Genomic DNA, 25,789 nt, shown 5'->3' with positions numbered 1-25,789 from the left:
GTGGACCTGCACCACGAGTTCACCGTGCCGGCCGACGCCGACGTGGTGTGGGACGTCCTCCTCGACCTCGAACGGGTCGGGGGATGCTTCCCCGGCGCCACCGTCACGGAAGCCAGCGATGACGGCTTCGCCGGGACGGTCAAGGTCAAGCTCGGCCCGATTGCCCTCGTGTATGCCGGTTCGGGCACCTTCCTGGAGCGCGATCCGTCCGCGCACCGCGCCGTCATCGAGGCCAAGGGCAAGGACAAGCGCGGCAACGGCACGGCGGGCGCCATGGTCACGCTCCAGCTGTCTGCCGACGGCGACGCGACACGGGTCTCCGTGGACACTGACCTCGCCATCACCGGCAAGCCGGCTCAGTTCGGACGTGGCGTGATGCAGGACGTCTCCGACAAGCTGCTCGGACAGTTCGTGGCCTGCATCGAGAGCCAGTTCGATGCACCCGAGGCAACTGAGCCAGCCGAGGCACCGGCCGAGGTTGAGGCCAGGGCAGGCACGGAAACGGTTGCGGCAGAGCCGAGTCCGTCACCCCGTCCGCGGCCGACACCTCGACCGACTCCGCCCGTGGCCGACGCGATCGACCTCGGTGCCGTGGCACTGCCGTCGGCCGTCAAAAAGTGGGGCCCGTATGCCGTGGCCGCCCTCGTGGGCGCCCTGATCGGCTACGCGATCGGTCACGACCGCAGCTGACACTTATCGACCAATTGGTCGAAAGCTGCTGAGAACTGCAGGGGTCAGGCCGCCTTGCCGTAGGAGTCCAGGTCGTGGGTGCTGCGGCGGTGGTCCGCGTCGTGCGCGGCCGGGTGGCGGTAGTCGTCGACCCAGGGCGCTGACCCGTTGCGACGGTTGCTGCGCTCCAGGGCCCACACGAAGAGTGCGGTGAGGATGAGCGCGGGGATGAAGGGGGCGATGGTTGCGAGGAAGGTGCTCATGGCACAAGTTTGATGCTCATCCACATACTGCCACGAGTGGCAGACATGACACTCTTGCGCAAGATGCTGCCAACCTGCGATGCTGCGGAGATGGCCCTTCGCACCGTTGCCGTCGTCCTGCAGGATCCCGTGGCCGTCTTCGAGTTCGGAGTCCTCACCGAGGTCTTCGGCATCGACCGCTCCGATGACGGTGTGCCTGCCTTCGACTTCCGGGTGTGCACGGAGAATCCGGGTATGCCGTTGCGCGGGGACGGTGGTGTCACCCTGACCGCGCCCCTTGGTCTGGGCGCAACCACCGACGCCGACCTCGTCGCCATCCCGGCCAGCGACGCGGCATACACACCGTCCGAAGCGGTCAAGCAAGTGGTGAGGGACGCGGTCGACCGTGGCGCCTACGTCCTGTCGGTCTGCTCCGGTGCCTTCACCCTCGGCGCAGCCGGGGTCCTCGACGGACGCGAGGTCACGACGCACTGGAGGCACAGCGACGAGCTCGCCGCGGCCTACCCGTTGGCAAAGGTCAATCCCGACGTCCTCTATGCCCACGACGGCACGGTCATCACGAGTGCCGGGACTGCGGCCGGCCTCGACGCCTGCCTGCATCTCGTGCGCGCCGAGCACGGTGGGGCCGTCGCCAACCGCATCGCGCGGCGCATGGTCGTCTCCCCACACCGCGATGGTGGCCAGCGGCAGTTCATCGACCGGCCTGTTCCGGTGACCGAGTCCGAGAGCCTCAGCCCCATCCTCGAGTGGATGCTCGAGCACCTGGCCCAGCCACACACCGTCAGCGACCTCGCCCGTCGCGCCTCCATGTCGTCGCGCACCTTCGCGCGCCGGTTCGTGGCCGAGACGGGCACGACCCCGCACCAGTGGGTCACCGACCAGCGCGTCCTGCGGGCACGCGAGCTGCTCGAGGAGACCGACCTGTCGATCGAGCAGATTGCCGGCGACGTCGGGTTCGGCAGCGCCGCCCTGCTGCGTCACCACTTCGCACAGTGCACCGGCCTCACTCCGACCGTCTTCCGCACGCGACACCGCTCCCCGGCCTGAGCCGAGGAGCGGTGTGTGCGTTGCTGACTCAGCAGTGACGCCGGATCACTTGGGTGCGCTCGGCACGAGGCACTTCACCGACGCGGACTGGTTGCCCGAGCCGTCGATGGCGTAGAGCTCCGCGTCACCCTTGCCCTTGAGGTTCCATTCGACGGTGCCGCTGCCGGGCTTCTGGCTGGGCTTGGCGCCATTGGCCTCGGTGTACTTGATGTCGGTGTCGACGGCGAACGGACCCCAGACCTGGGAGCTGCCGTCGTCCTTGACGAAGAGGTCGAGGTCGCTGTCCGGCCACACGTCGTCATGGGCGACGAGGCGATAGAAGCCGTCCTGGTTCTGGCCCTGTCCGCCGTTGCCGGGAGCCGCGGGGACGTGGCCACCGGGATTGGTCGACGGGACGCACTGGGCGATCGGGGGAGTGGTGTCGCGCCACAGCTTCGACACCGTTCGCGTTGCCTCGTCACCGTGGATGGTGGCGGTCGCCGAGATGGTGTCGGTGCCGAGCGAGGCCGGCTCCTTCGGGACGTCGTAGGTGAAGGTGACGTGACCGGTGGCGTCGGTCTCACAGGCGGCTGGTGCGCACGTGCCCGACTCACCAGCATTCGGTCCGGCCGAGACCGAGAAGTCCACCGAGTGACCGCCGAGGTCTGACGCCGGACCCGTCACGGTCGCGGTCACCGTGTGGACGTTGTCGCTGCCCAGCTCGTTGATCGCCGCCGGGGGAGTGAGGGTGAAGCCGAAGACCGAGAAGCTCTCGCAACGAGTCGCTGATCCGGTGGCCGTGGCGTCACTGGCCGGCCCGACACCCGTGGCCGTCGCGCACACCTGGTGCAGTCCGGGAGCGAGGTCGTCGCCGGGCGCGGTCCACGTGATCGAGGCCGGTCCTGCGGTCGGCAGGGCCGTGCTCGGGGTCGACGCCGCCGGGTTGCCGTCGAGCGTGACGCTCAGCGTCTTGAGGGTCGTGCCGGTGACGTTGGTGATGACGTCGGGCAGGTCGGCCGGGTCGGGCACCGCGAAGCAGGTCGTGCCGCTGGCCGTGGCCATGTCGTTGAGCGTCCCGGCCGTGCCACCTCCGCACGAGCTCCCGCTGCCGACAGCGAACGGATAGATCGTCGCGCCCGCACTCACCGACGTGAGTGCCGTGGTGAAGTCGCCGATGGCTCCGGCATTCGACTCACCATCGGAGAGGAAGACGACGTTGACCTGGGTGCCCGAAGCGGCGCTGACGAGCGCGCTTGCCGCCTGCAGTCCGGCCGCGTAGTTCGTGAAGTCCGCGCCAACGTTCTTCCCGGTGAACTGGCCGATGGAACCCGCGCTGAGCGAGTCGACCACCGTGTTGACGTCGGTGCCCGAGGGCGACGTGAACTTCTGGTCCCCGGCGGTCCCCTGCATGTCCGCCGTGTCCGCGCCCTCGCCGAATGCCGCAACGGCGCTCTCGAGCGCAGACCCGTCGGTGACGACGAGGTCGTTGAGTCCCTTCACCGCGACCTTCTCGCAGGTGAGGATCGTCCGGCTGGCGTCGCAGTCGAGGCTGGTGCTGCCCGACACGTCGACGACATAGATCCAGCTCGTGCTCGGTGCCCCCGTGGCGACGCTGGAGGTGCCCGACAGAGGCACGTCGATCGTGGTGTCGCCCGACGGCACGATGAACGAGTCACCGTCGACCGGGGAGGTGACACCCACCGTGATCTCGGCTCCGTTGGGGAGGTTCCCCGACGTCGTGCCGGCCATGGCCATGGGTGTGACGAGGGCGGCGACCGCGAAGGCGGCGCTCCCGGTGAGAAGGGCGCGTCGGCGCGCCCGAGTACTTGTGTTCATGATGAGGTCCCCTCTGGTTGGTGCGACGCGTAGTCGCTGTGGGGAAGGAGCACCAGGGAGCGACCCAGATACAAGGGACGATCGCCCCCGGCACCGATCTTCACGAGATCTCCACAGGTCGCGCCCACGCCCATCCACAGTTGCCTCCTACTGTCGAAGGCATGAGCGCAATGGCAGCAGTGCTGGTCGTCGAGGACGAGCCGATGATCAACCAGGCCGTCACCGACCGCCTGCGCGCCGAGGGCTACACGGTCCACCAGGCGCACGACGGGCCAGCGGCCGTGGCCGCCTTCACCGAACACGCACCCGACCTCGTCGTCCTCGACGTCATGCTGCCGGGCTTCGACGGACTCGAGGTCTGCCGACGCATCCAGGCGATCCGTCCGGTCCCGGTGCTCATGCTCACCGCGCGCGACGAGGAGACCGACATCCTCGTGGGGCTGGGCGTCGGCGCCGACGACTACGTCACCAAGCCTTTCCGCATGCGTGAGGTTGTCGCCCGCACCCACGCCTTGCTCCGCCGGGTCGAGCGCGCCGCCGAGCTGGCGTCCACCCCTGCGCCCACGACGCACGTGGGCGCGATCGAGATCGACGGCCCGGCCCGCCGCGTGACGGTCGACGGTCAGGACGTCCACCTCACCCCGCTCGAGTTCGACCTCCTCGCCGCGCTCGCATCGACTCCGGGGGCCGTGCGATCCCGCGAGCAGCTCATGGGCGAGGTCTGGGGCTGGGCGGACGCCTCCGGCACGCGCACCCTCGACAGCCACGTGAAGTCCCTGCGCGCCAAGATCGGCGCGGCTCGCGTGCGCACCGTCCACGGCGTCGGCTACGCCCTGGAGGACGCGTGAACACCGACCAGCCCCTCGAGGGAGTCGGCTCGATCAAGATCAAGCTCGGGCTCCTCGTCGCGGTGAGTTGCGTTGTCGCAGCACTGTTCGCGACGATCGGCGACCGAGCGGGTATGCCGCTCTGGCTCACCCTGCCGGTCACCGTCGCTCTCGCTCTGGTCGTCACCCAGTGGCTCGCTCGCGGCATGACGGCGCCCTTGCGCGAGATGACGCACGCCGCGAGTCGGATGGCCGCGGGCGACCACGGCCAGCGGGTGTCCACCCGGTCGACCGACGAGGTGGGTCAGCTCGCGCGCGCCTTCAACGCCATGTCCTCGGACCTCGCCGACGCCGATCGCCAACGCCGTCAGCTCGTGGCCACCGTCTCGCACGAACTGCGCACCCCACTGACCGCCCAGCGCGCCCTCCTCGAGAACCTCGTCGACGGCGTCGTCCAACCCGACGACGCCGCCCTGCGAGGCGCGCTCACCCAGTCCGAACGTCTCAGCAGCCTCGTCGGAGACCTCCTCGACCTCTCCCGAGTTGACGCGGGCGTCCAACCCCTGCGCCTCGAGACGGTGTCGGTCATGGAGGTCCTGAGTCGCGCAGTGTCCGAGGCCGAGCTCGGGGCTCGACCCGTTCATTACGTATGCAGCGTGGCCCCGGACGACCTGACCGTCACTGCGGACCCCGCCCGAATCGCGCAGCTCGTCGCCAACCTCCTCGACAACGCCGCCCGGCACAGCCCTCCTGATGGTGAAATCCGCTTGGTGGCAAGGGTCCTCGACGATGACCGCTGGTCACTTGAGGTCACCGACGACGGCCCCGGCATCCCGGCTGACAAGGCCGACAACGTCTTCCGTCGTTTCGGCACCGGCGACGACGCCGGAGGCGGCACAGGCCTCGGCCTCGCCATTGCTTCCTGGGTGTGCGAGCTCCACGGTGGCTCCATCCACGTCCTTCCGACTCCACCCGCAATGCGCGGCGCGCGTCTGCGTGCGGTGCTCCCGCGGCATACCCGCACACACTCCAGAGCGACCACGGAGGTCACCATGACGACCACGCCCGCCCCACCACCTGCGGCGCCCCGACCCTCCGCGCCAGTGCAGCCACCGAGCGCCGTTGTCGTCAGGCCCGGTCCACCGCCGCTCACCGACACCCTCTTCGGGAAGTTCTGGCCGGAGACGGGTCTGGGTCCTCAGCCCAAGCTCCTCATCAGCGCCCTGCTCCTGGGACTATTCGCCTCGATCACCCTGCCCGAGAGGCGAATTGGGCTCGCCGTCGGACTTGTAGCGATCCTCTCCGCGGTGCTGATCCTCTCGGCAGCCCGCGAGAAGCGGACCCTGTGGTCACTCGCCTGCATCGCCGTGGGCGTCGGGCTCACAGCGATGTCCGTGATCCGCGCCGCGGAGTGGATCATCGTCCTGTCGGCGATGATCGCGGCCCTGCTGCTCGCGGCGACGGTCACCCGTGCCCGGTCCTTCGTGAGCATCCCGTTGTCGGCGATGTCCTGGGTCCTCGCTGGTCTGCGCGGTCTGCCGCTGCTCGGCCGGACTCTCACGGCGACGAGCCGCATGCCCCTGCTGTGGCCGGTCCTGCGCACCATCGCGATCGCCGCGGTGGGGCTCGTCCTCTTCGGCGGGCTCTTCGCCTCCGGTGACGCGCTCTTCGGCTCGTGGGCGCAGTCGCTCGTCCCGGACCTGCGCTGGGACACCATCATCGGGCGAGTCTTCGTCTTCATCTTTGTCGCTGGCATCGCATTGGCTGGCGCCTACCTCGCGCTCAACCCGCCGCGGATCGCCGACCTCGACGTCCCCCGCGGGCGCACTGTGACCCACCGCTGGGAGTGGCTCGTCCCGCTCGGCGTCGTCATCGCACTCTTCGTCGCCTTCCTCGCCGCGCAGGCCACCGCGATGTGGGGCGGACACGAATACCTGCGTGAGACAACGGGACTCACGTATGCCGAGTACGTGCACCAGGGCTTCGGCCAGCTGACCACCGCCACGTTCCTCACCCTGGTCGTCGTGGGGATCGCGACCCGCAAGGCCGCGCAGGAGACCGCCTCGGACATGCTGACACTCAAGGTTGCACTCGTCACCCTGTGCCTGCTCACCCTCGCTGTCGTCGGGTCCGCGCTCTATCGGATGAGCCTCTACCAAGGGGCCTACGGCTACACCGTGCTCAGGGTCTTCGTCGACGGTTTCGAGCTGTGGCTCGGTCTGCTCATCGTGCTCATGATCGTGGCGATCGTCCGCGGTGCTGGCTCGTGGGTGCCCCGCGCGGCGCTCCTCAGTGGTGCCCTGTTCTTCCTCGCGTTCGGTCTCATGAACCCCGACGGCTGGGTGGCGCAGCGCAACATCGACCGCTTCCACGAGACCGGCAGGCTCGACACGCACTACCTGGCCGGCCTTGGTCCCGACGCGATCCCGATAATGCTCAACGGCCTCGACGCGAAGCAGGCGGCGTGTGTCGTGAACTGGAACATGGAGCGCAGCGCCGACCTCGATGACGACGTGCTGTCGTGGAACCTCGGTCGGTCGCGGGCCTTCTCCGCAGTTGAGGCCAACGACCTGACCGTCGACACGTCCTTCTGCTCGACCTTCGGTGACGGCTACGTCCCCAACTCGACGTACCGGGAAAGTGAGTGACCGGCATACTCGGGCTCATGGATTCGACCACGGTGCTCGTCCTCAACGGCCCCAACCTCAACCTGCTCGGCGAGCGTGAGCCCGAGATCTACGGGAGCGAGACGCTTGCCGACGTCGAGCGACTGTGCCGCGCAGCCTGTGAAGCCGTGGGGCTGACCCTCGAGTTCCGGCAGTCGAACCACGAGGGCGTGCTCATCGACTGGGTGCAGGAGGGACGACGTGACATCGCCGCGCTGGTCATCAACGGCGCCGGCTACACGCACACGTCGGTCGCCCTGCGCGACGCCCTGTCCGCGGTGACCGTGCCGAGCGTCGAGGTGCACATCAGTGACATCCACGCACGCGAGGAGTTCCGGCACCACAGCTACCTCACCGACGTCACCGACCACCAGATCATCGGCCACGGCACCGCCGGTTATGTCGAGGCGATTCACTGGGCGGCTTCTCACCGAACGGCATGAGACAGGGCGTATGCCGCTCAGCCGGGCTGAGCGGCATACGCCCTGTTGCGTTGTGGTCGTGTGCCCGTCAGGGCACCTGGCCTAGCTGACTCCCACCTGCGATCTCACGATCGTGGTGCCGAGAACCGTGGGCGCGGTCATCTGCGTCTCCACGACGCCGGTTCCCTTCGCGGCTCCGACGACGCCCACGGTGTAGGTGAGCGACCCGGCTGGTGTGCCGGCGCTCGAAGTGACCCGCAGGTCCTGCGTGGGCAGGGTGCCCACGGGCAGGAACTGACCCTGGCCGAGCTGGTTCTCGGCGCCGACCAGGAAGGCCTGGCCGGGCGGGTTGGCCGGGAGGGCGGAGGGGTCGTAGGCGTACGTGACGTCCTGCGCCCCGTTGATGCCGATCCAGACCTGGAAGGTGCGCCGGGAGGTCGTCCCGAACACGTTGACCCGGTGCTCGATGACGATCCACGACGACACCCCGTCCGTGAGGACGTTCGCGTAGACACCCGGTGCACCCGTGCCGTCGAGGTCGGTCCAGAAGGGGGCCAGGACGTTGTTCGGCCTCGCCGGGCTCGGACCACCCGGCAGGTTGCAACAGTTGTTGTCCTCCGAGGTGCCACCCCCGACGACGAGGTAGCCATTGGAGTCGACGCCGATCCGGTTCCACGAGCGGCCGGAGTAGACGAACGAAGGAACATTGAAGTTGATGATCTGTTCGTCGCCGATCGGCGTGGGTTGGGTGCCGAAGAGATCGAGCGGGAGGAAGCCGGCGAGCTGACCCGGGCCGATCGCCGGGATACCCGGAGCCTCGGGCGCAAGGCTTGCCGTGGCCCGGGCCGACGTGGGCCCGGTGACGGTCGCCGGGGCACTGGCCGAGCCGACGGTGAGCTGCTTGTTCACCGTCGTGTTGAGGGTGACGTTCGCCGTCGTCGGTGAGCCGTTGGTGGCCGTGACGGTGCACGTGGACGTTGCTCCGCGCGCGATGGCCGTCGGGGTGCAGGACTGCGTCAGGCTCACGGCCGACTGCTTGTGCACGAACGCCACCGGAAGGTGGAGTGCGGCACCAGAACTCGGTGTGAACACGATCGTCCCGAATCGCTGCGAGCCGAGGGGCGACTGCGACGAGATGTTGATCGTGACGGAGCGGGACTCACCCGGGTTGAGCTTGAACTGACCCGGGCTCACCTTGACGGTGGAGTCGGCCGAGGTCGACCCGGCAACGGTGATGTTCTGCTTGACCGAGCTGACGTTCTTGACCGTCCGCTTCGTCGTGATGGCACCAGGCATGGTCGGCACGTTGACCGACGGCAGGTTGAGGTTCACCGAGGTGAGTTCCTCGGCGCCGAGCGCGAAGAAGTTCGCGGCCGTCTCGTCCAGGGTGAGAGCGGCAGCAGAGGCTGCGCCGACGTTGATGCGACCAGCGCCCATGTCGAACGGGTCGGCCGGTGTCACGAGGTTCTCCTTGACCACGTTGGTGATGGCCGAGGTCATGAGCGCGGACTTGACCTGTCCCGGGGTCCACGTCGGGTGGGCTGCCATCACGAGTGCGGCGGCGCCGGCCACGTGGGGGGAGCTCATCGAGGTGCCCGCGATCGCCTGGAAGTACTCTCCGGGAGGGCCGCCAGAGATCTCGTCGGGCGTCGGGGTGTTGCCCGCGAGGATCTGCACACCTGGCGCGGTCACGTCGGGCTTGACGTAGAGCCCGCCCGGCCCGCGGCTGGAGAACGCCGCCATGACATCGCCCTGTCCGTTGCGCTTGGCGCCGGCAGCGAACTGGCCCGTCGCCCCCGGGTTGGCGGCGAGGAAGGCGAGGAGCTGAGTGCCGTCGGCGAGGTGGACCGCCGGCAGCCAGTGGTTGTCGGTCTCCACGTCGGCGAGGGAGGGGTTGTAGAGCACCATCGCTGCGGCGCCGCCCTGCTTGATGTTGAAGCCCTTCTCGACGCGACCGTTGCCGCCGCGCTGGCAGGCCACGATCTTGCCGATGAACAGGCCCGGTGGAGCGGGACTCGTGCAGAGCGCGTTGTTGTAGGGCGCTGCGCTTGCCAGGACGACCGGCAGTGGTGCAGGCCAACTGGCGGCAGTGATCGAGGCACCGTCGACGTCGAGCGTCGGTGAGCCGCCGGCACCGGCAAGGTGCAGGGTCGTGGCGAACTCCCGCGTCTGGGTCGACGCGGCCACGGTGGTCACCCAGGGGCTGAGGTGTTCGGCGGTGGAGGCGCCGGGACCGGAGTTGCCGGCCGAGGCAGAGACGAACACTCCAGCGGCATACGCGTCGAGGAAGGCGAGCTCGACGGGGTCGCTGAACGGGTCGCTGCCACCGCTGATCGAGAAGTTGATGACATCGACTCCGTCGAGGATGGCCTGTCCGACTGCTGCCGCGGAGTCCGAGGAGAAGCAGCCCTCGATGCCGCAGACCTTGTACTCGGCGAGCCACGCTCCCGGAGCGATCCCGCGTACCGGTCCCCGGTCGACGCCGAGGACGGGTGCGGACGCCACGACGTTGCCGGCCGTCGTCGAGGAGGTGTGGGTGCCGTGGCCGCCGGAGTCGCGGGCCGAGTGGTAGGGCTCTGCGGCCGCCCGGGCGACGTCCGACAAGTAGGTGCTGAGGAACGGTCGACCACCGACGAGCTTGTTGTTGCAGGCGAAGACATCGGTCGCGGGCGTGAGCGGGTTGTCGCCGAAGTTGCACATCAGGGCAGGGCCGGGGCGAGCGGCCAGGTTGCCCTGGTCGGCGAAGGAGGGGTGCTCGGGCCAGACGCCGGTGTCGAGGTTGCCGTAGAGGATGCCCTTGCCAGCGTTGGCCGGACCGGCTACGCCTCCGAGGGTGTTCTGGAGGGTGGTGGCGTTGATGAAGTCCGAGCTCGCGTCGGTCAGGGCGTGCTGAAGGTCGTCCGGCAGGACCGCGACGACGCCGGGCACCTTGGCGATGTCCCTGATGCTGTTGGCCGGCACGCTCGCGGCGACACCGCCGTAGACGACCTGGAAGGAGGTGCCGATGGTGGCGGCAGGGGCGGCCTTGCGGACCGCGGCGCTGATCGTCCTCTCGCGACCCGACTGGAATGCCGCGTAGGTCTTCTCGGCGGCCGACTTCCCGGTGAGTTTGCGCTTGGTCACGCTCGGGCTCGTCGCGGCCAGGGACCGGACGCCGCCCGTGTAGCTCGCTGCGGCGTCGTAGTCGTACTTGATCATGACGTTGACGCGGGCCGAGTCGGTGCGCTTGAGGAGGTCCTGTGGTGTGCGGGCGAGCCGTGACGAAGGAGCCTTGTTGGCGCTCACGGTGTCGGAGGCAGTGAGGGGTGTGGCGGTGAACGGGCGGGTGGGCGACGGGCCCGGATCCGCTGAGGCCCCGAACGACGGGGTGGTGAGCGTCAGCGCGAGCACCGGCGCGGCTCCTGCCGCGACCAAGGCGCGCCGGATGGGTGATCTGGGCATCGCACGACCTTCCAGAGGGAGGGCGGCCGTCAGGGTTGCGGCGCTGGTCCGCACGCAACGGCCAGTTTTGATGCTCGGGACTCGAGCATCAAAACGCTACGCGCGTCGGGCCGGGTGCGGTGGCGCTTTCGCGAAAGCCGTCTACGGTGAGGATCTGGGCCCGACCGCGGCTCGGGGGAGCAAGGGGTCAGACATGAAGTACGTACTCGTCGGTCTCATCGTCGTCATCGCGATTCTGGCGTACCTGCTGAGTCGCCGAGGATCCACGGGCGTGAGCGGTGACACCGAGAAGTCCGTGGCCAAGGCGCTGGGGCAGTCCCACCGTGGGGGCCCGGGCAGTGGCGGTGTCGGCGGCGGCATCTGATCGCGCGGCCGAAGGTGTGACAAGTCTGGCTCGGGTTGTGACTTCCGCGTAGATAGTTGGACGTCCTACTATTTCTGTATGACACAGACGTCCCCTGAGCTGCACGTGCCCACGAACCCGGTGCGCATCGTCACCGCGTCGAGCCTGTTCGACGGCCATGACGCGTCGATCAACATCATGCGGCGCATCATGCAGAGCCAGGGCGCGGAGGTCATCCACCTCGGCCACAACCGCTCCGTCCAGGAGGTCGTCGACGCGGCGATCGAGGAGGACGTGCAGGGCATCGCCGTGAGCTCCTACCAGGGCGGACACGTCGAGTACTTCGAGTACCTCGTCCAGCTCCTGCGCGAAGCCGGCGCCGGACACGTCAAGGTCGTCGGCGGTGGCGGCGGCGTCATCGTCGCCGACGAGATCGCCCGCCTGCGCGAGGCCGGTGTCACGATCTTCAGCCCCGAGGACGGCCAGCGTCTCGGCCTCGTCGGGATGATCAACACGGTCATCGAGGCGTGCGACACGGACCTGTATGCCGCCGGGCCGGCTGACCTTGCCGCCGTCCTTGCGGGGGAGCGGGACGCGATCGCTCGCGCCATCACCGGCGCCGAGGCCGTTGCCCTGTCCGAGGACCTGCGCACCGAGCTCGAGAAGGCCGCAGCCGGTCACCACGTCCCCGTCGTCGGCATCACCGGCACCGGTGGTTCGGGCAAGTCCAGCCTCACCGACGAGCTCGTCCGTCGCCTGCGCGTCGACCAGCAGGACAAGCTCCGCGTTGCCGTCGTCGCGATCGACCCGACGAAGCGCAAGGGTGGCGGTGCCCTCCTCGGGGACCGCATCCGGATGAACTCGCTCGATGGGGACCGCATCCTCTTCCGCTCGCTCGCCACCCGCGGCGGTCGTGAGGTTCCCGAAGGCCTCGAGGACGTCATCACGATCCTCAAGGCCGCGGCATACGACCTCATCATCATCGAGACGCCCGGCATCGGTCAGGGCGACGCGGCCATCGTGCCGTTCGCCGACGTGTCGATGTATGTCATGACGCCCGAGTTCGGTGCGCAGAGCCAGCTCGAGAAGATCGACATGCTCGACTTCGCCGACCTCGTGGCCATCAACAAGTTCGAGCGACGCGGCGCGATGGACGCCCTGCGCGACGTCGGTCGCCAGCTCGTCCGCAACAAGGGCGCGTTCGGCAAGAAGCCCGAGGACATGCCGGTCTTCGGCACCTCGGCCGCGACGTTCAACGACGACGGGGTCACCGCGCTCTACCAGGAGTTGCGAAACCTGTTGTCCGACAAAGGTCTTCAGTTCGCCGAGGGCGCGCTGCCGCACGTCGATGTGCGCCACTCCTCGGTGCTGCGCCAGATCGTCCCGGCGTCGCGCGTTCGCTACCTCTCCGAGATCACCGACACGGTGCGCGGCTATCACCAACAGACCGAGGCGTATGCCGACCAGGCCCGTCGCGTTCAGCGGTTCGAGTTCGTGGATGACGAGCTGGCTGCCGCCGGCCATGAAGACCACGCAGTCGACCAGCTGCTCGCCGCCGCACGCAAGGAGCTCCCGGCTGCTGTCGAGGAGGCCATCTCGACGTGGGCTTCTACGGTTGCGGCCTACTCCGGTGACGAGCAGGTGGTTCGCGTCCGCGACAAGGAGTTGCACACGCTTCTGGTCAAGGAATCATTGTCCGGCAACAAGATTCGCCGCGTCTCGGTGCCGAAGTTCGCCGACCACGGTGACCTCGTGTCCTTCCTGCGACGTGAGAACCTCCCCGGCTTCTTCCCCTTCACCGCGGGCGTCTTCCCGTTCAAGCGCGAGGGTGAGGACCCGGCCCGCATGTTCGCCGGTGAGGGTGACCCGTTCCGCACCAACCGGCGTTTCAAGCTCCTCTCCGAGGGCCAGCCGGCCACGCGCCTCTCGACGGCCTTCGACTCGGTGACGCTCTATGGTCGCGACCCCGACCCGCGCCCCGACATCTACGGCAAGGTCGGCACCTCTGGTGTCTCCGTGGCCACGCTCGAGGACATGAAGGCGCTCTACGACGGCTTCGACCTCACATCCCCGACGACCAGTGTCTCGATGACGATCAACGGCCCGGCGCCGACGATCCTCGCGTTCTTCCTCAACACGGTCATCGACCGTGAGGTCGAGAAGTTCGCCGCCCAGCACGACCGGCAGCCGGACGCGGAGGAGGCGAGCGGCATACGCGCTCTTGCTCTTTCGTCGGTTCGAGGCACGGTCCAGGCGGACATCCTCAAGGAGGACCAGGGCCAGAACACGTGTCTGTTCTCGACCGAGTTCTCATTGCGGATGATGGCCGACATCCAGGAGTGGTTCATCGAGCAGCAGGTCCGCAACTTCTACTCGGTCTCGATCAGCGGCTATCACATCGCCGAGGCCGGGGCGAACCCCATCAGCCAGCTCGCGTTCACGCTGGCCAACGGGTTCACCTACGTCGAGGCCTACCTCGCGCGCGGCATGGACATCAACGACTTCGCGCCGAACCTGTCGTTCTTCTTCTCCAACGGCATGGACCCCGAGTACTCCGTCATCGGTCGCGTCGCCCGCCGCATCTGGGCCGTGGCGATGCGCGAGAAGTACGGCGCCAACGAGCGCAGCCAGAAGCTGAAGTACCACGTGCAGACGAGCGGCCGTTCCCTCCACGCGCAGGAGATGGACTTCAACGACATCCGCACGACCCTGCAGGCGCTCATCGCGATCTATGACAACGCGAACTCGTTGCACACCAACGCTTTTGACGAGGCCGTCACGACTCCCGGCGCCGACTCGGTCCGCCGTGCGCTCGCCATCCAGCTCATCATCAACCGCGAGTGGGGCCTCGCGATGAACGAGAACCCGCTCCAGGGCTCGTTCGTCATCGAGGAGCTCACCGACATGGTCGAGGCGGCCGTGCTCGAGGAGTTCGACCGGATCAGTGAGCGCGGGGGAGTCCTCGGCGCCATGGAGACGGGCTACCAGCGCGGCAAGATCCAGGACGAGTCGATGCTCTACGAGCACCGCAAGCACGACGGGTCGCTGCCGATCATCGGCGTCAACACCTTCCGCAAGCCCGACGCCGAGGGAGGAACGCCCCAGCACATCGAGCTCGCTCGGGCATCCGAGGACGAGAAGAAGTCGCAGCTCGAGCGGGTCAACGCCTACCGCGAGGCGCACCGTGAGGAGTCCGAGGACGCGTTGCAGCGTCTGCGTGAGGCGTCGATGAGCGGCGACAACGTGTTCGCCGTGCTCATGGATGCGGCGCGCGTCTGCACGCTCCAGCAGGTCACTGACGCCTTCTTCGAGGTGGGCGGGCAGTACCGGCGCAACGTCTGACCCTCATGCCCTTCGAGGGGTAGCGGGAGCAACCGCGTTGTCGAGCAACTGCACGACGCGGTTGCTCGCGAGGACGACGTCCCAGTCGGGGTTCGAGGTGAGGACACCCGCTGCCTCCTCGGCGCGGGCAGTGAGGGCTTCCAGGGTCGGCGGCAGTTCCTGCTGCGAGGCGGCGAGCAGGAGCCGCCCCAACCCGAGCACCTCTGCCGCGGTGACGTGGCCCAGGGCCGCGAGGGCGCTGCCAGCGCCCATGGCGGCCTCGGCGACCGTCGGGGCCGCCGTCGCCGCCTGCGGTCCGGTGAGTGACTCCCGAAACCAGCACAAGGCGCTCACGCCGTCATCGATCGCCAGGGCGGCCCATCCGGCGTTGATCGCCGTCGTGCTCGTGGGTCGGATGCCGAAGCGGGCCTCGGTGTCTGCGGCGGCCGTGGTCAGGAGCTCCAGGGCCTCACGGGGCTTCCCGGCGTCGAGCAGGGCGAGCGCAACCTTCGGGACGACGGTGACGGAGTGCACAGCCGATCGGGTGATGCCGACCCGGGCGATGGCCTCGCGGGCTCCTGCGAGAGCAGCGTCCACATCTCCGGCCGCCGCGTCGACGACGGCGCGGGTCGCGATGATCTCCGGGAGCAGCGAGTGCAGTGATGCAGCTGCCGTGCGGGCGAGGTCGAGGTGTCGTCGCGCCCCTGGCACGTCCCCCAGCGCGTAGGTCGTGATGGCACCGGTGAGGTCGAGGAGAGCGCTCCATTCGGGGTCGCCCTCGAGCGCATCGCGGAGCTCCTCGTGGTGCGCCGCGTCCCAATCAGCACCCTGAAGGAAGCCTGCACGGCAGATCTCGAGGCGGGCTCTCTGACGGTCGGTCAGCCCCCTCCGGTCGAGCACACGTGTTGCCCAGCGCGTGCCGACTGCGCTCGCCTCGACGAACTGCCACCGCCGGCACAGGGCCAGGGCGATGTCGCCGGCCGCCACGTCGTCATGGTGGGCGAGGGCGTCGGTGAGCGCCTCGACGTGGTCGTCGTGGGTGCGCCCGACGTGCTCGACGAGTTCGTCGCACAGGGCGGAGTCCCGCCAGGCGCCCGCGAACCACCGACGGTGGCGCTGTCGCGTCGCCTCGACCTCTCCCGCCACCGTCAGCTCGTCGCGAGCGAGGTCACGCACGACGCGCAGCATCCGGAAGGACAACGTCGTGGGGGCGCGCTCGACCTTGAGCAGGTTGTGCCGGGCGAGCTCACGGACAGCACGATCCACCTGTCCCGCGCCCTCGCCCACCACGGCCGCCGCAGCCGCCGTCGTGAAGGGTCCGGCAAACACACCAAGGCGTCGCAGCACGACGCGCGCCTCCGGGCCGAGCCGACCGACTCCCCAGGTCAACGCCTCGCGCAGCGACCGGTGCCGCTCATCGCGCCCGTGGTCCTCGACCTCGACGTCCAGGGCCGCGGCGGCAACCTCGGGCAGGTCCAGCAGGGGTCCGCCCGCGGCGGCGCCGGCCACGATCTCGAGGGCCAGGGGCAGGCCGTCGAGTCGGTGGGCGACCTCGGCCACGACGCGCAGCTCCCCGTCGGCGATCTCCTGCACGTCGGCCGAGAGGTCGCCACGATCGGCCAGGCGCTCGACCAGGAGGCGGACGGCCGCCGCGGCTCGAATCTCCTCCATGGGCCCTCGGGGGTCTGCTGTCGCGAGTGGCTCGAGGACGACGATGCGCTCGCCGACGACGGACAGGGGAGCCCGCGAGGTCACGACGATGGTCACTCCGGGGGCACCGGCCAGCAGGGCGGATGCGAGCGCGGCGGCCGACTCCAGAACCCACTCGGCCTCGTCGGCGAGGATCGTCACGGTCGAGGTGCGGAGCGCTGCGACGAGCCCCGCCACCGGGTCGTCGTCCACGAGGGGGAGTCCGGCGGCGAGAGCCACACTGGCGGCGAGCTCGTCGACGGGCAGGGCAGCGTGCCCGCCCAGGGCGATGTGGGCGACCTCGCGTGACCCGGCGAGGGCGGCCCCCACCTCGGCCAGCAGCCGAGACTTGCCGACCCCGCCCGGTCCCGTCACCGTCACGAGTCGGCGTCCCGAGGCGAGCGCGTCGAGCACCGTCGCGACGTCGTCCTGGCGACCGATGGTGGGCGACGGCGGGATCGGCACGAGTCGACCCGGGTGCAGTGAGGTGAGCGGCGAGGCAGGAGTGGATCGCTGGTGGGCTGCCTCCAGTGACGGGTCCTGCGCGAGCACGCGCGCGTGGAGGTCACGGACCTGCGCGCCCGGCCTCACGCCGAGCTCGTCGCGCAGGGCACGTCGGAGGTCTTCGTGGATCTGGAGAGCCTCCGCCTGTCCTTCGGATCGGTATGCCGCACGCATCGCCAAGGCTGCCGCGCTCTCGTCGAGAGGGTTGGCGTTCACGAGCGCTCGCGCGAGGTCGTGGGCCTCCCTGCCCTCGGGTGCCCCACCAAGCTCCAGGAGCGCGCCCGAGAGGTGGGCGATCGCACGGTCGCGCAGGTCGTCCAGGCGGGCGCGTTCGGCGAGGACGAGGCGGTCGCTCACGCCGGCATACGCACTCGGCCCGCTCCACAGTGCGAGGGCGGCACGCAGACGGTCCACGCGCAGCGCCGCGTCGAGAGCGTTGGTGTCGGCCACGAGCTCGCTGAAGACGTCCGCATCGCACTCGACGTCGTGGGAAATGGCGTAACCGAGGTCCGTGGTACGCACCAGGTCGGCCTCGGTCTGGCGGCGCAGCCGGGCCACCGCGGTGTGCACAGCGGTGGGAGTCAGCCCGAGGGAGTCGTCGCCCCAGACGAGGTCGAGCAGCGTCTCCGTCGGGACCGGGCGACCGCGTCGCGCCACGAGGACGGCGAGCAGATCGCGCGAACGAGCGCCCCGGGGCGCCGAGACCCGGGCGTCGACCTCGACCCGTAAGGGTCCGAGCACCCCGACCCGCACGGCTCCATGCAACCACGGGCCACCGACATCGGTCCGGGGGTCAGGGAAAGTCGGAACGGGTCGTCGCTGCACGTCGGCACCGGGGCCCCCAGACGTCGAAGCCACGTGATGACTGTGCCGTTCTCTCGATGGACGTAGGCCACGAGCTCGCGCGCTCCCTCGGCCCGGGCGGACGCCATGGTCTCGCTCAGCAGCTGGCCACCGATGCCTTGGCCCTGCACGGCATCCGCCACCTCGACTGCAACCTCGACCGTGTCCGGGTCCAGCGGGTCGCGGATCCATCGGGCGAGTCCGACCGGTTGCCCGTCGAGCTCGGCCACCAACACCTCGTGCTGCCCTGGCGACACCGCCGCAAGGCGACGGGCCATCGTGTCGGTGAGACGCGGCATACCCGTCTGGAAGCGCAGCCAGACCGAGGTCAGCGACAGCTGGGCGAAGACCGCATGCACGGTGTCGGTGTCACCGGGGCGGAGCCGAGCAATGGTCAGCTGGGGGAGACCAGAGGCAAGGGGGATGGCGTTCGTCGTCATGCAGTCGAGAGTCGCCCGTTCCCCGGTCGTGGACCTGTCGTCCACCTGTCGCGGGCTGGCAACTGCCGGGCAACGGTGCCATCGCCTCGTCAAGGTCACAAGGGTCTGGCGATCCGCTCGTGGAACTCTCGCAGAACGCGCATTTGGCGGCTTCGACTGCTCATTGCCGACGCTCGTGCCGACAGCTGGCCGCACTCACTGGGATGATCGGCCGATGAGCTTGGAAAGTGAGCCATCGGACCCGGCCGCCGTCCGTCGACGGGAGGCGCGAGAGAACGCCGAGTACCACTACGCGGCGGCTGCGCGGGCGGCGGAGGCCGAGGCGCGACGGACGGCCCCGATGGTGATGGCCTTCGCCGAGGAGATGCGGTCGGCAGGCGTCGAACCCTCTCGGCTGCGGGCCTTCCCCTACAGCGGGGCTGGGACCCTTCGCACCGACGTCGTCGGCTGGTACGTGCGACGGGACCGCCGGGCTGCCGTTGGCACGGACGGCCGCTGGTACGTCCTCGTCGTGGCGCCCAGCCTGCGCGGACGGTTGGCCGGCGTCCACGTCGAGCCCACCGACGCCCCACTCCAGGTCGGAGCGGGTGGGCGGGACGGCGACTCGGTGGCTCTGGACGTCCTGCTCCAGCTCCGTCTGGATGCAGGGCCCGACTTCCCCTCCTGACGCCCACAGACGCAAGGGACCTTGCTCACCGCTTCGGTCGGCTTGGCCCCTGAGTTTGGCCACTCGCGAGACAGTGGTCACTGAGATGCCACCCAGCGCCGGGAAGGGTGACAGGACCGTTCAGTCGTGCGCTGCGTCGTGCACGAGGATGGCGAGCTGGACCCTGTTCGTGAGGCCCAAGGCGCCAAGCACACGGGAGACGTGGGCCTTGCCCGTCGATTCGCTGATGAAGAGCGCGGCGGCATTCTCGGCGTTCGTTGACCCGGCGCCGATCGCGGTCGCGACTTCTCGCTCTCTGTTGGTGAGGGAGGACTGGCGGCCATGGGTGACCGCGTTCGAGGAACCTCACGACATCGAGTGGCTCGGGCGCCTGGGAATGCCAGGTGTCTTCGACGGTCGGCACAGCTTCACCCTCACCTCCATGGCTGCCGGACGCACTCTGCTTCAACAGGCTGAGACCTTCTCTGTGCTCCACCAGTTCCTGTCGTCGGGCTGACTGACGCCACCCGCAACCGAAGATGTCGCGGGCTGGGCCTCCCGGGCCGCGCGCGGCCGAGGCGCAGTGACACCTCTGACGGCTCTCGCCCGTCACCCACCAAACGTCTCGGGGACGTCGTTCCCGACACGTACTCTCCCTGGAAGGGAAGGAAAAGATGACCACCATGGCTGCGGCAATGATCTGCGGGCTTCTTGGCCTCTTGGCGGTGTTCCAGGCGTTCCTGGCGCTCGGTGCTCCCCTGGGTCGGTTCGCCTGGGGAGGGCAGCACCAAGTCCTGCCCACCTCACTACGCCTCGGCAGTGCCGTGTCCATCGCTGTCTACGCGCTGTTGGCCACCGTCGTTCTTGCCCGCGCGCGCGTCGTGGACACCGGTCTCCCGGAAGCGGTGGTGCGCACGGCGACGTGGGTCGTCGTGGGCTACTTCTTCATCGGTATCGGCATGAACCTGGCATCGCGCAGCAAGTCCGAGCGTGCCGTCATGACTCCGCTTGCTGCAGTGTTGTGCGGACTCTGCACGGTAGTGGCGTTGAGCTGAACCCATACGGGGCTGGCAATTTCTGCGTGCCGCCTAGTGTGAATCACATGGACGCTTCTCAGATCACCCTTGGATCCATCAACATCGAGGCCGCAGATCCCAGCGCACTGTCCAAGTTCTGGGCGGGGGTCACAGGCGGCACGCCCTCTCCCAACGACGATTCGGTATACCTGCCACCCGCTGGTCCGGGAGGTTTCGCGATGTTCTTCCAGCCGCTGACCGGTCCGCGCCCCACCCGCCTCACGATCCACCTCGATCTCACAGTGCCGTGGCAGACGCGATCGCGAGAGGTCGACCGGCTGATCTCGATCGGTGCAACAAAGCAATGGGACGTCCTCGACGAGCATCCGCACGTGCAGTGGACGACGTTGGCCGACCCCGAGGGCAACCTCTTCTGTGTCGCCGAGCATCCGCCCAGTTCCTAACGGCGGGGGCGCTCAGCCAGTCCCGGTCGTTGCGTCATATGGCCGCATGGCTGGGGCTGCGTGGTCGCTTCGACGAGGTGGCCGCCGCTTTGGCTCGAGGCTAGAGCTTGGTCATCTTGCGGAACGGCGTCTCGATCCGCAAGGTGCTGCCGCCGAAGTCAACGGTGGCCCCGCCGGTGTCGATGCTTAGGACGCGACCCAGGCCGTGCGAGTCGTGACAGACGCGGTCGCCCGCCACGAACTGTTCGATCGCCACCTCGGCCTGAGGCCGAAACGGGCTGTTGGCGTGCTGGGGCCTGCGGTGTGCGGATGCAGTGGTCATTCCTCCGAGTGTGGGCCCTTTCGGCCCGAACTGCGAACTTCCGTCGGAAAGCCGACGGTTGGCGAGCCTCGACGCGTAGGGGTGCCGGTGACATTCACCTGCAGTGACAGGATGTTGCCCATGCAGATCGAGCACACTTCCGCCATCGTCACCGGAGGCGCATCCGGCCTCGGCGGCGCCACCGCAGCAGCCCTCGCAGCCCAGGGCGCTCACGTCTACGCCCTCGACCTTCCCTCGGGCATCGAGCAGGCTCCCGAGGTCGACGGCATCACCTACATCGCGACCGACGTCACCGACGAGGAGCAGGTCCGCGCCGCCGTCACCCAAGCCAGCGCCGACGCCGCAGCACCCCTGCGAACGGTCATCAACTGCGCCGGCATCGGCCCCAGTGCACGCATCCTCGGCAAGAAGGGCGTCCACGACCTCTCGCTGTATCGCAAGATCGTTGAGATCAACCTCATCGGCTCGTTCACGGTCCTCGCGATCGCGGCCGAGGCGATCGCCCAGACCGAGGCCGACGAGAACGGCCAGCGAGGCGTCATCATCAACACTGCCAGCATCGCGGCCTACGACGGCCAGGTCGGTCAGGCGGCCTACGCCTCGTCCAAGGGCGGCATCGTCGGGCTCACGCTCCCGGCCGCGCGCGACCTCAGCCAGTACGGCGTCCGCGTCTGCACGATCGCCCCCGGCATCGTCGAGACGCCGATGCTCGCCACGGTCGCCGAGGAGTTCCGGGCCGCGCTCGCCGCCGGCGTCCCGTTCCCGAAGCGCCTCGGTCGCCCCGACGAGTACGCCAAGCTCGCCCTGTCGATCATCGACAACGACTACCTCAACGGCGAGACGATCCGCCTCGATGGCTCCCTCCGGATGGCGCCTCGCTGACGTGTCGCTGAATCTCGAGCTGCTGCCCGAGGTCGACTGGTCCATCAGGATCGTCGACCTCGGCAGTGGCGAGGTTCTCGCCTCACACGACCCCGATCGGCTGCTGTCGACAGCGAGCGTGGGCAAGGTCTTTGCCCTCATCGAGCTGGCCGAACGCCTGCGCGACGGCCGGCTCGCCGCCGATCAGCTGCTGGACCGTCGATCGGTTGCGCCGGTCGCGGATTCCGGTTTGTGGCAACACCTTTCAACGGATGTCCTCCCGCTCACCGACGTGGCACGCCTCGTCGGGGCGGTGAGCGACAACCTCGCCACCAACGTCCTCATCGACCTGTTGGGGCAGGACTCCATCCGTGAGCGAGCGGCACAGTGGGCACCTCGCGGCTCGGACCTCGTCGATGTCGTGCGCGGCCTGCGCGGCCCCGACGATCCGCCCCACCTCAGCCTCGGCTGCGCCTCCGACCACGTCGACGTGTTCGCTCGCATGTGGAGTGAGCGCACCACCCGGGGGTCCGTCGGCGATCGCGTCCTCGGTTGGCTGGCGCCCGGCATGGATCTCTCCATGGTCGCCTCGGCCTGGCACCAGGACCCGCTCTCGCACGCGGAGGAGTACGCCGGGCCGATCCTCGTCAACAAGACCGGCACCAACCTCGGAGTCCGCGCCGACGTGGGTGTCATCGACAGCGGCAGGCGAGCCACGGCATACGCCGTTCTCGCCACGTGGTCGGAAGTGCCGATGGGTCATCGTCGGGACGACGTCATGGACGCGCTTCGCGACATCGGCAAGGCCCTGCGGCTGGCCGTGGGCTGACGCGCCGGGCGACGTGACAGGGTGAGAGTCATGAGTCCCAGCGGGCACGACCACAGCCACGATCACGCCCACTTCGACGCCGCCGCGAGCACGTGGGACGCCGACCCGGCCAAGCTCGAGCGAGCGCGTGCGACAGCGGTCCTGCTGCGCGACACGTTGGGGCTCACCGGGACCGAGCGCGTGCTCGAGATCGGTGGCGGCACCGGTCAGCTGAGCATCGCCCTCGCCGACCACGTCGGATCGGTGCTCGTCACGGACGCCTCCCCGGGCATGGTCGACGTCGCCCGCAGCAACATCGAGAGCGCGGGGCTGGCCGATCGCCTCACGGTTGAGCGGCTGGACCTCGTCACCGACCCGCCGCCCCAAGGCAGCTTCGACGGGGTGTGGGCACAGCTCGCGCTGCACCACGTCCGCGACGTCGGCGTCCTGCTCCAGCGCGTCAAGGCGCTCCTGAGTCCCGGTGGTTGGGTCGCCGTGGTCGAGCTCGATGACGACCGGGCTGGCGCGTTCCACGCGAACTACGAGAACTTCACCGGCCATGACGGCTTCGACCGTACGTCGTTCGCAAACCTGTTGCGCGACAGCGGATTCCACGATGTCTCGGTGGTCGACGCCGGCTCGGTCGAGAAGGAGCTCGGTGGCGACCACCAGGGCCGCGGAACCTTTGCGACCTTCCTTGCCGTCGGCCGCGCCTGAGGCTCGGCGATGAGCCGAACGCTGCGCGATGACCTCGGTCACGCCGTGGACCTGCCAGACGACGGCGTATGCCGTGTGGTCTCGCTCGTCCCTTCGCTCACCGAGGCGGTGGCTGCGACCACCCCGGGCGCTCTCGTGGGGGCAACTGACTGGTGCACGCACCCGACGGACATCGAGGTCACCCGGGTGCGGGGGACGAAGAATCCCGACCGCGCGGCCATCGCGGATCTCCAACCCGACCTCGTCATCGCGAACAAGGAGGAGAACCGCGAGCTCGACGTCTCGCGTCTGCGTGCGGCGGGAACTGCCGTGTGGGTCACCGACATCGAGACGGTGCCGCAGTCGTTGGCGTCGATGCGCCGGCTCCTCGTGGAGGCCTGTGGGTGGGCTGCGCCGCAGTGGCTCACCGAGGCCGAGGAGGCGTGGTCCGGCGAGGTCCCGACCTCGGGCGCACGGGTCATCGTGCCGATCTGGCGGGACCCGTGGATGGTCGTCGGCCACCCCACCTTCACGGCCGACCTGCTCGCGCGTCTGGGACTCGAGGTGGTGACTGCCGGTGCCGTGGGGCGCTATCCGCACGCCGACCTGGAGCAGCTCGACGCTGCCGGTGCCGACCTCGTCCTGCTGCCCGACGAACCCTATGTCTTCACGGAGGCTGATGGGCCAGAAGCGTTCTCCCGCACCCCAACTCGGTTGGTGAACGGCCGGCTCATCACGTGGTACGGGCCATCCCTCATCGAGGCCCGCCAGATCCTTGCTGCCGTGGAAGCCAGCTCCGGCGACGAGGGCTCGGAGCGTGTCAGGCGTCCTGTGGACAACTCCGGAAGCTGACCCTGCGATCCCGTCTACGATGCCTGCGGGGGAGGAGGTTCCACGTGGACGCGTCCGAGCCCGGATCGTCGACCCGGAAGGAACCATGGCCGCTCTCGTCTCCCTCGCCGACCTCGCACCTGGTGTGATCGTGCACGTGCAGGGTCGTCCCGCGCGCATCATCGGCTCGGTCCGGCTCAGTGAGGATGGCGATGCGTGGTCTGAGCACCTTCTGGAGGGTGCCGGGCTGGGTGCGCAATGGCTGTCGGTCGAGATCGACGATGGTCCCTGGTGAGGCTCTGGACATCCCGCCCTGACCTGAACGCAACGCCAGGTGCGCGTCGGCTCACCGTCGACGGCCGGCGGTGGACGCGGCACGAGAAGGGCGTGGCGGATTACTCCACTGAGGGACGCACGCCCTACGCCATGTCGGGCAGGTGCGACTACGTGGAGTACCTGCACGAGGGGCTGTTCCTGTCGTTCGAGCGCTTCGGCGCGCTGTCGTGGGAGATCAGCACGGGAAGCCCGGTGCCTGCTGACCTGGTGACGGCCTACCGGGAAGGTGACGATGCACCACCGGCTTGATCTGCCCTATCTCGACACCAGCGCCGAGCAACTGCGTTGGTCCCTGGATCACGACGCGCTGCCGGCACTCGCCGCGGCGCGCCCCGTGGGGTTCCCCATGCAGCTGCGCATCCTCGGGGCATCGCACCAGGTCGTGTTGTCGCGCGCCGGGCTCCCCGACCTCATCGAGACCGTGGCCTGTGTCCCCGGCGTCGCGACCCCCCTGCCGAGCCCCGGCGTGAGTCGTGCCCTGGAGGGTGGGCTGACCTATGACCTGACCACGACCGTGGTCGAGCTGTCTGCGGCTGATCTGCGCGCCCGCGTCGATCAGCTCCTCACTGATCTGCGCGGGCGACGCGGTGCCCTCAGTGCCTCCTTCCCGGGCAACTCCTACGCTGTCACCGCGCTTCACGCCGAGACCGGAGTCGACGGTGAGGTGCGATGGCGCACGTGGCATGCCTATCCGCAGCACGGCCAAGTCGTGAGCACCCGCACCCACATCCGGTTGACAAACCCCGCCAGCCCGGCCAGCCCCGCCGCGCCGGCAGCTCTTCAGGAGGAAGTCCCATGCGACGCCCGTTGACCGCGCTGCTCGTCGTCCTCACCTCGATGACCCTGCTCTCCGGGTGCGGCGAGGACCGCCAGTGCATGAAGCGCTACAAGGAGGACCAGCGCTCCATCACTGGTACCACTCCCACGGACCAGCAGGCGCGCGATGCCTGTGATCGCGACTCCGGTCGCAGCTACTACGGCTCCGGCGGCAGCCGCGTGCGCGGTGGCGGCTCCGGCGTCGGCAAATGAGCTCCCCGACCGCACCCCTGACACGCACCGTCGAGACCCGAACACACCTGAGAGGCACACGATGAACGCTGGAGATCTGCTGAACGATGTCGGGGCGATCGCTGCCTTCGGCGCCGTCGGACTGCTCCTCATGGCAGCCGGATACGGCGTGGTCGACGCGCTGACGCCCGGCAGCCTGCGAGAGCTCATCTGGGACAAGCGCAACGGCAACGCCGCCCTCTTGCTGTCGTCCAACATGCTCGCCGTCGCGATCATCGTTGTCACCGCGATCCGCTCCAGCTACGACGGGTTGGCCCACGGGTTGATCTCCACCGCTGTCTACGGGCTGCTCGGGCTGGTCATCATGGCGGTCTTCTTCGTCGTCATCGATGCCTTCACTCCCGGTCGACTCGGAGATCTCGTGACCGATCAGGAGCGGCACCCCGCGGCATGGGTCGGTGCCAGTTCGCACCTCTCGGTCGCGCTCATCGTGGCTGCCGCCATCAGCTGA

Annotated in this window: 27 protein-coding genes; 20 read left to right on the top strand and 7 right to left on the bottom strand. The window is 68.9% G+C overall.

Annotated features, from left to right (window positions below):
* The gene (locus JNB_RS08555; protein ID WP_009776043.1) at positions 1-690 is read left to right on the top strand and encodes an SRPBCC family protein; all 690 of its coding nucleotides are present in this window, start codon (positions 1-3) and stop codon (positions 688-690) included.
* 44 nt (positions 691-734) lie between these two features.
* On the opposite strand, the gene JNB_RS08550 is transcribed toward JNB_RS08555, so the two are convergent.
* A complete protein-coding gene (locus JNB_RS08550; protein WP_009776042.1) occupies positions 735-932 on the bottom strand; it encodes a hypothetical protein in 198 nt (65 codons plus the stop codon).
* 90 nt (positions 933-1,022) lie between these two features.
* Here JNB_RS08550 and JNB_RS08545 point away from each other — a divergent pair, with 90 nt between their 5' ends.
* Positions 1,023-1,979, top strand: coding sequence for a helix-turn-helix domain-containing protein (locus JNB_RS08545; protein ID WP_040884470.1), 957 nt, complete (start codon positions 1,023-1,025; stop codon positions 1,977-1,979).
* Positions 1,980-2,024: 45 nt separating this feature from the next.
* Here the strand turns inward: JNB_RS08545 and JNB_RS08540 are convergent, their stop codons facing one another.
* Complete coding sequence (locus JNB_RS08540) at positions 2,025-3,794, bottom strand: hypothetical protein (RefSeq protein ID WP_148232357.1); 1,770 nt, start codon at positions 3,792-3,794, stop codon at positions 2,025-2,027.
* Between the two features lie 170 nt (positions 3,795-3,964).
* Between JNB_RS08540 and JNB_RS08535 the strand changes: the two genes are divergently transcribed.
* Genes JNB_RS08535 through aroQ form a run of 3 tightly spaced genes read left to right on the top strand, consistent with a single transcriptional unit; the run spans position 3,965 to position 7,730 of the window.
* Complete coding sequence (locus tag JNB_RS08535; protein WP_009776039.1) at positions 3,965-4,642, top strand: response regulator transcription factor; 678 nt, start codon at positions 3,965-3,967, stop codon at positions 4,640-4,642.
* A complete protein-coding gene (locus JNB_RS08530) occupies positions 4,639-7,269 on the top strand; it encodes a DUF4153 domain-containing protein (protein WP_009776038.1) in 2,631 nt (876 codons plus the stop codon). The genes JNB_RS08535 and JNB_RS08530 overlap by 4 nt, the downstream gene beginning before the upstream one ends.
* 17 nt (positions 7,270-7,286) lie before the next feature.
* Positions 7,287-7,730, top strand: coding sequence for a type II 3-dehydroquinate dehydratase (gene aroQ / locus JNB_RS08525; protein ID WP_040883666.1), 444 nt, complete (start codon positions 7,287-7,289; stop codon positions 7,728-7,730).
* An 81-nt stretch (positions 7,731-7,811) separates the two neighbouring features.
* Here the strand turns inward: aroQ and JNB_RS22220 are convergent, their stop codons facing one another.
* On the bottom strand, positions 7,812-11,150 hold the full coding sequence (locus tag JNB_RS22220; protein WP_083784450.1) for a S8 family serine peptidase: 3,339 nt from the start codon (positions 11,148-11,150) through the stop codon (positions 7,812-7,814).
* 193 nt (positions 11,151-11,343) lie between these two features.
* On the opposite strand from JNB_RS22220, the gene JNB_RS21485 reads away from it, so the two are divergent.
* Together JNB_RS21485 and icmF are read left to right on the top strand one after the other, a co-directional pair.
* The gene (locus tag JNB_RS21485; protein WP_009776035.1) at positions 11,344-11,514 is read left to right on the top strand and encodes a hypothetical protein; all 171 of its coding nucleotides are present in this window, start codon (positions 11,344-11,346) and stop codon (positions 11,512-11,514) included.
* Between the two features lie 78 nt (positions 11,515-11,592).
* Positions 11,593-14,835, top strand: a complete 3,243-nt coding sequence (gene icmF, locus JNB_RS08515; protein ID WP_009776034.1) for a fused isobutyryl-CoA mutase/GTPase IcmF — start codon at positions 11,593-11,595, stop codon at positions 14,833-14,835.
* A gap of 3 nt (positions 14,836-14,838) precedes the next feature.
* On the opposite strand, the gene JNB_RS08510 is transcribed toward icmF, so the two are convergent.
* Together JNB_RS08510 and JNB_RS21890 are read right to left on the bottom strand one after the other, a co-directional pair.
* Complete coding sequence (locus JNB_RS08510) at positions 14,839-17,664, bottom strand: BTAD domain-containing putative transcriptional regulator (RefSeq protein ID WP_009776033.1); 2,826 nt, start codon at positions 17,662-17,664, stop codon at positions 14,839-14,841.
* Entirely contained in the window at positions 17,589-18,290 is a 702-nt protein-coding gene (locus tag JNB_RS21890) for a GNAT family N-acetyltransferase (RefSeq protein WP_040883662.1), read from the bottom strand. Before JNB_RS21890 ends, JNB_RS08510 begins: the two co-directional genes overlap by 76 nt.
* Before the next feature lie 214 nt (positions 18,291-18,504).
* Between JNB_RS21890 and JNB_RS08490 the strand changes: the two genes are divergently transcribed.
* On the top strand, positions 18,505-18,957 hold the full coding sequence (locus tag JNB_RS08490) for a hypothetical protein (protein ID WP_009776031.1): 453 nt from the start codon (positions 18,505-18,507) through the stop codon (positions 18,955-18,957).
* Positions 18,958-19,077: 120 nt separating this feature from the next.
* On the opposite strand, the gene JNB_RS20930 is transcribed toward JNB_RS08490, so the two are convergent.
* Positions 19,078-19,230, bottom strand: coding sequence for a LuxR C-terminal-related transcriptional regulator (locus JNB_RS20930; protein WP_083784577.1), 153 nt, complete (start codon positions 19,228-19,230; stop codon positions 19,078-19,080).
* On the opposite strand from JNB_RS20930, the gene JNB_RS21295 reads away from it, so the two are divergent.
* From JNB_RS21295 to JNB_RS08475, 3 genes are all read left to right on the top strand, one after another.
* Positions 19,166-19,453 (top strand): hypothetical protein, encoded by a 288-nt coding sequence (locus JNB_RS21295; protein ID WP_148232356.1) that lies wholly within the window; start codon positions 19,166-19,168, stop codon positions 19,451-19,453. The genes JNB_RS20930 and JNB_RS21295 overlap by 65 nt on opposite strands.
* A 157-nt stretch (positions 19,454-19,610) precedes the next feature.
* Complete coding sequence (locus JNB_RS08480) at positions 19,611-19,991, top strand: hypothetical protein (protein WP_009776029.1); 381 nt, start codon at positions 19,611-19,613, stop codon at positions 19,989-19,991.
* Between the two features lie 47 nt (positions 19,992-20,038).
* Entirely contained in the window at positions 20,039-20,416 is a 378-nt protein-coding gene (locus tag JNB_RS08475; RefSeq protein WP_009776028.1) for a VOC family protein, read from the top strand.
* Positions 20,417-20,516: 100 nt separating this feature from the next.
* Here JNB_RS08475 and JNB_RS08470 read toward each other — a convergent pair whose 3' ends face one another.
* Positions 20,517-20,738 (bottom strand): hypothetical protein, encoded by a 222-nt coding sequence (locus JNB_RS08470; RefSeq protein ID WP_040883661.1) that lies wholly within the window; start codon positions 20,736-20,738, stop codon positions 20,517-20,519.
* A 120-nt stretch (positions 20,739-20,858) separates the two neighbouring features.
* Between JNB_RS08470 and JNB_RS08465 the strand changes: the two genes are divergently transcribed.
* The 9 genes from JNB_RS08465 (at position 20,859) to JNB_RS08430 (ending at position 25,789) form a co-directional block, all read left to right on the top strand.
* Positions 20,859-21,620 (top strand): SDR family NAD(P)-dependent oxidoreductase, encoded by a 762-nt coding sequence (locus JNB_RS08465; RefSeq protein WP_040883660.1) that lies wholly within the window; start codon positions 20,859-20,861, stop codon positions 21,618-21,620.
* Positions 21,592-22,428 carry a serine hydrolase gene (locus JNB_RS08460; RefSeq protein ID WP_009776025.1) on the top strand — a complete coding sequence of 279 codons (837 nt, stop codon included), beginning with the start codon at positions 21,592-21,594 and terminating at the stop codon, positions 22,426-22,428. The genes JNB_RS08465 and JNB_RS08460 overlap by 29 nt, the downstream gene beginning before the upstream one ends.
* Before the next feature lie 30 nt (positions 22,429-22,458).
* Positions 22,459-23,124: a class I SAM-dependent methyltransferase gene (locus JNB_RS08455; RefSeq protein WP_009776024.1), complete on the top strand. Its 666-nt coding sequence runs from the start codon at positions 22,459-22,461 to the stop codon at positions 23,122-23,124.
* 9 nt (positions 23,125-23,133) lie between these two features.
* Complete coding sequence (locus JNB_RS08450) at positions 23,134-23,955, top strand: helical backbone metal receptor (protein WP_009776023.1); 822 nt, start codon at positions 23,134-23,136, stop codon at positions 23,953-23,955.
* Between the two features lie 85 nt (positions 23,956-24,040).
* The gene (locus JNB_RS22155; protein ID WP_009776022.1) at positions 24,041-24,229 is read left to right on the top strand and encodes a DUF4178 domain-containing protein; all 189 of its coding nucleotides are present in this window, start codon (positions 24,041-24,043) and stop codon (positions 24,227-24,229) included.
* Positions 24,193-24,519 carry a DUF4178 domain-containing protein gene (locus tag JNB_RS21885; protein ID WP_083784447.1) on the top strand — a complete coding sequence of 109 codons (327 nt, stop codon included), beginning with the start codon at positions 24,193-24,195 and terminating at the stop codon, positions 24,517-24,519. Before JNB_RS22155 ends, JNB_RS21885 begins: the two co-directional genes overlap by 37 nt.
* The gene (locus JNB_RS08440; protein WP_009776020.1) at positions 24,503-25,081 is read left to right on the top strand and encodes a DUF2617 family protein; all 579 of its coding nucleotides are present in this window, start codon (positions 24,503-24,505) and stop codon (positions 25,079-25,081) included. Before JNB_RS21885 ends, JNB_RS08440 begins: the two co-directional genes overlap by 17 nt.
* A complete protein-coding gene (locus JNB_RS08435) occupies positions 25,066-25,299 on the top strand; it encodes a hypothetical protein (RefSeq protein WP_009776019.1) in 234 nt (77 codons plus the stop codon). The genes JNB_RS08440 and JNB_RS08435 overlap by 16 nt, the downstream gene beginning before the upstream one ends.
* A gap of 61 nt (positions 25,300-25,360) precedes the next feature.
* A complete protein-coding gene (locus JNB_RS08430) occupies positions 25,361-25,789 on the top strand; it encodes a DUF350 domain-containing protein (RefSeq protein ID WP_009776018.1) in 429 nt (142 codons plus the stop codon).

Origin of the sequence: Janibacter sp. HTCC2649 (genome assembly GCF_000152705.1) — a bacterium.
Taxonomy (GTDB): Bacteria; Actinomycetota; Actinomycetes; order Actinomycetales; family Dermatophilaceae; genus Knoellia.
This window is presented reverse-complemented; position numbering and strand designations above follow the sequence as displayed.

Bases quoted from the DNA above. Each gene is read 5' to 3' on its own strand.
- JNB_RS08465 (WP_040883660.1), top strand. From the start codon at position 20,859: ATGCAGATCGAGCACACTTCCGCCATCGTCACCGGAGGCGCATCCGGC.
- JNB_RS08460 (WP_009776025.1), top strand. From the start codon at position 21,592: ATGGCTCCCTCCGGATGGCGCCTCGCTGACGTGTCGCTGAATCTCGAG.
- JNB_RS08540 (WP_148232357.1), bottom strand. From the start codon at position 3,794: ATGAACACAAGTACTCGGGCGCGCCGACGCGCCCTTCTCACCGGGAGC.
- JNB_RS22155 (WP_009776022.1), top strand. From the start codon at position 24,041: ATGGCCGCTCTCGTCTCCCTCGCCGACCTCGCACCTGGTGTGATCGTG.
- JNB_RS08470 (WP_040883661.1), bottom strand. From the start codon at position 20,738: ATGACCACTGCATCCGCACACCGCAGGCCCCAGCACGCCAACAGCCCG.
- JNB_RS08435 (WP_009776019.1), top strand. From the start codon at position 25,066: ATGCGACGCCCGTTGACCGCGCTGCTCGTCGTCCTCACCTCGATGACC.
- JNB_RS08535 (WP_009776039.1), top strand. From the start codon at position 3,965: ATGGCAGCAGTGCTGGTCGTCGAGGACGAGCCGATGATCAACCAGGCC.
- JNB_RS08550 (WP_009776042.1), bottom strand. From the start codon at position 932: ATGAGCACCTTCCTCGCAACCATCGCCCCCTTCATCCCCGCGCTCATC.
- JNB_RS21485 (WP_009776035.1), top strand. From the start codon at position 11,344: ATGAAGTACGTACTCGTCGGTCTCATCGTCGTCATCGCGATTCTGGCG.
- JNB_RS08430 (WP_009776018.1), top strand. From the start codon at position 25,361: ATGAACGCTGGAGATCTGCTGAACGATGTCGGGGCGATCGCTGCCTTC.
- JNB_RS21890 (WP_040883662.1), bottom strand. From the start codon at position 18,290: ATGACGACGAACGCCATCCCCCTTGCCTCTGGTCTCCCCCAGCTGACC.
- aroQ (WP_040883666.1), top strand. From the start codon at position 7,287: ATGGATTCGACCACGGTGCTCGTCCTCAACGGCCCCAACCTCAACCTG.
- JNB_RS08440 (WP_009776020.1), top strand. From the start codon at position 24,503: ATGCACCACCGGCTTGATCTGCCCTATCTCGACACCAGCGCCGAGCAA.
- JNB_RS08475 (WP_009776028.1), top strand. From the start codon at position 20,039: ATGGACGCTTCTCAGATCACCCTTGGATCCATCAACATCGAGGCCGCA.
- JNB_RS08545 (WP_040884470.1), top strand. From the start codon at position 1,023: ATGGCCCTTCGCACCGTTGCCGTCGTCCTGCAGGATCCCGTGGCCGTC.
- JNB_RS08490 (WP_009776031.1), top strand. From the start codon at position 18,505: ATGAGCTTGGAAAGTGAGCCATCGGACCCGGCCGCCGTCCGTCGACGG.
- JNB_RS08450 (WP_009776023.1), top strand. From the start codon at position 23,134: ATGAGCCGAACGCTGCGCGATGACCTCGGTCACGCCGTGGACCTGCCA.
- JNB_RS21885 (WP_083784447.1), top strand. From the start codon at position 24,193: ATGGCTGTCGGTCGAGATCGACGATGGTCCCTGGTGAGGCTCTGGACA.
- JNB_RS08455 (WP_009776024.1), top strand. From the start codon at position 22,459: ATGAGTCCCAGCGGGCACGACCACAGCCACGATCACGCCCACTTCGAC.
- JNB_RS22220 (WP_083784450.1), bottom strand. From the start codon at position 11,150: ATGCCCAGATCACCCATCCGGCGCGCCTTGGTCGCGGCAGGAGCCGCG.
- icmF (WP_009776034.1), top strand. From the start codon at position 11,593: ATGACACAGACGTCCCCTGAGCTGCACGTGCCCACGAACCCGGTGCGC.
- JNB_RS08480 (WP_009776029.1), top strand. From the start codon at position 19,611: ATGACCACCATGGCTGCGGCAATGATCTGCGGGCTTCTTGGCCTCTTG.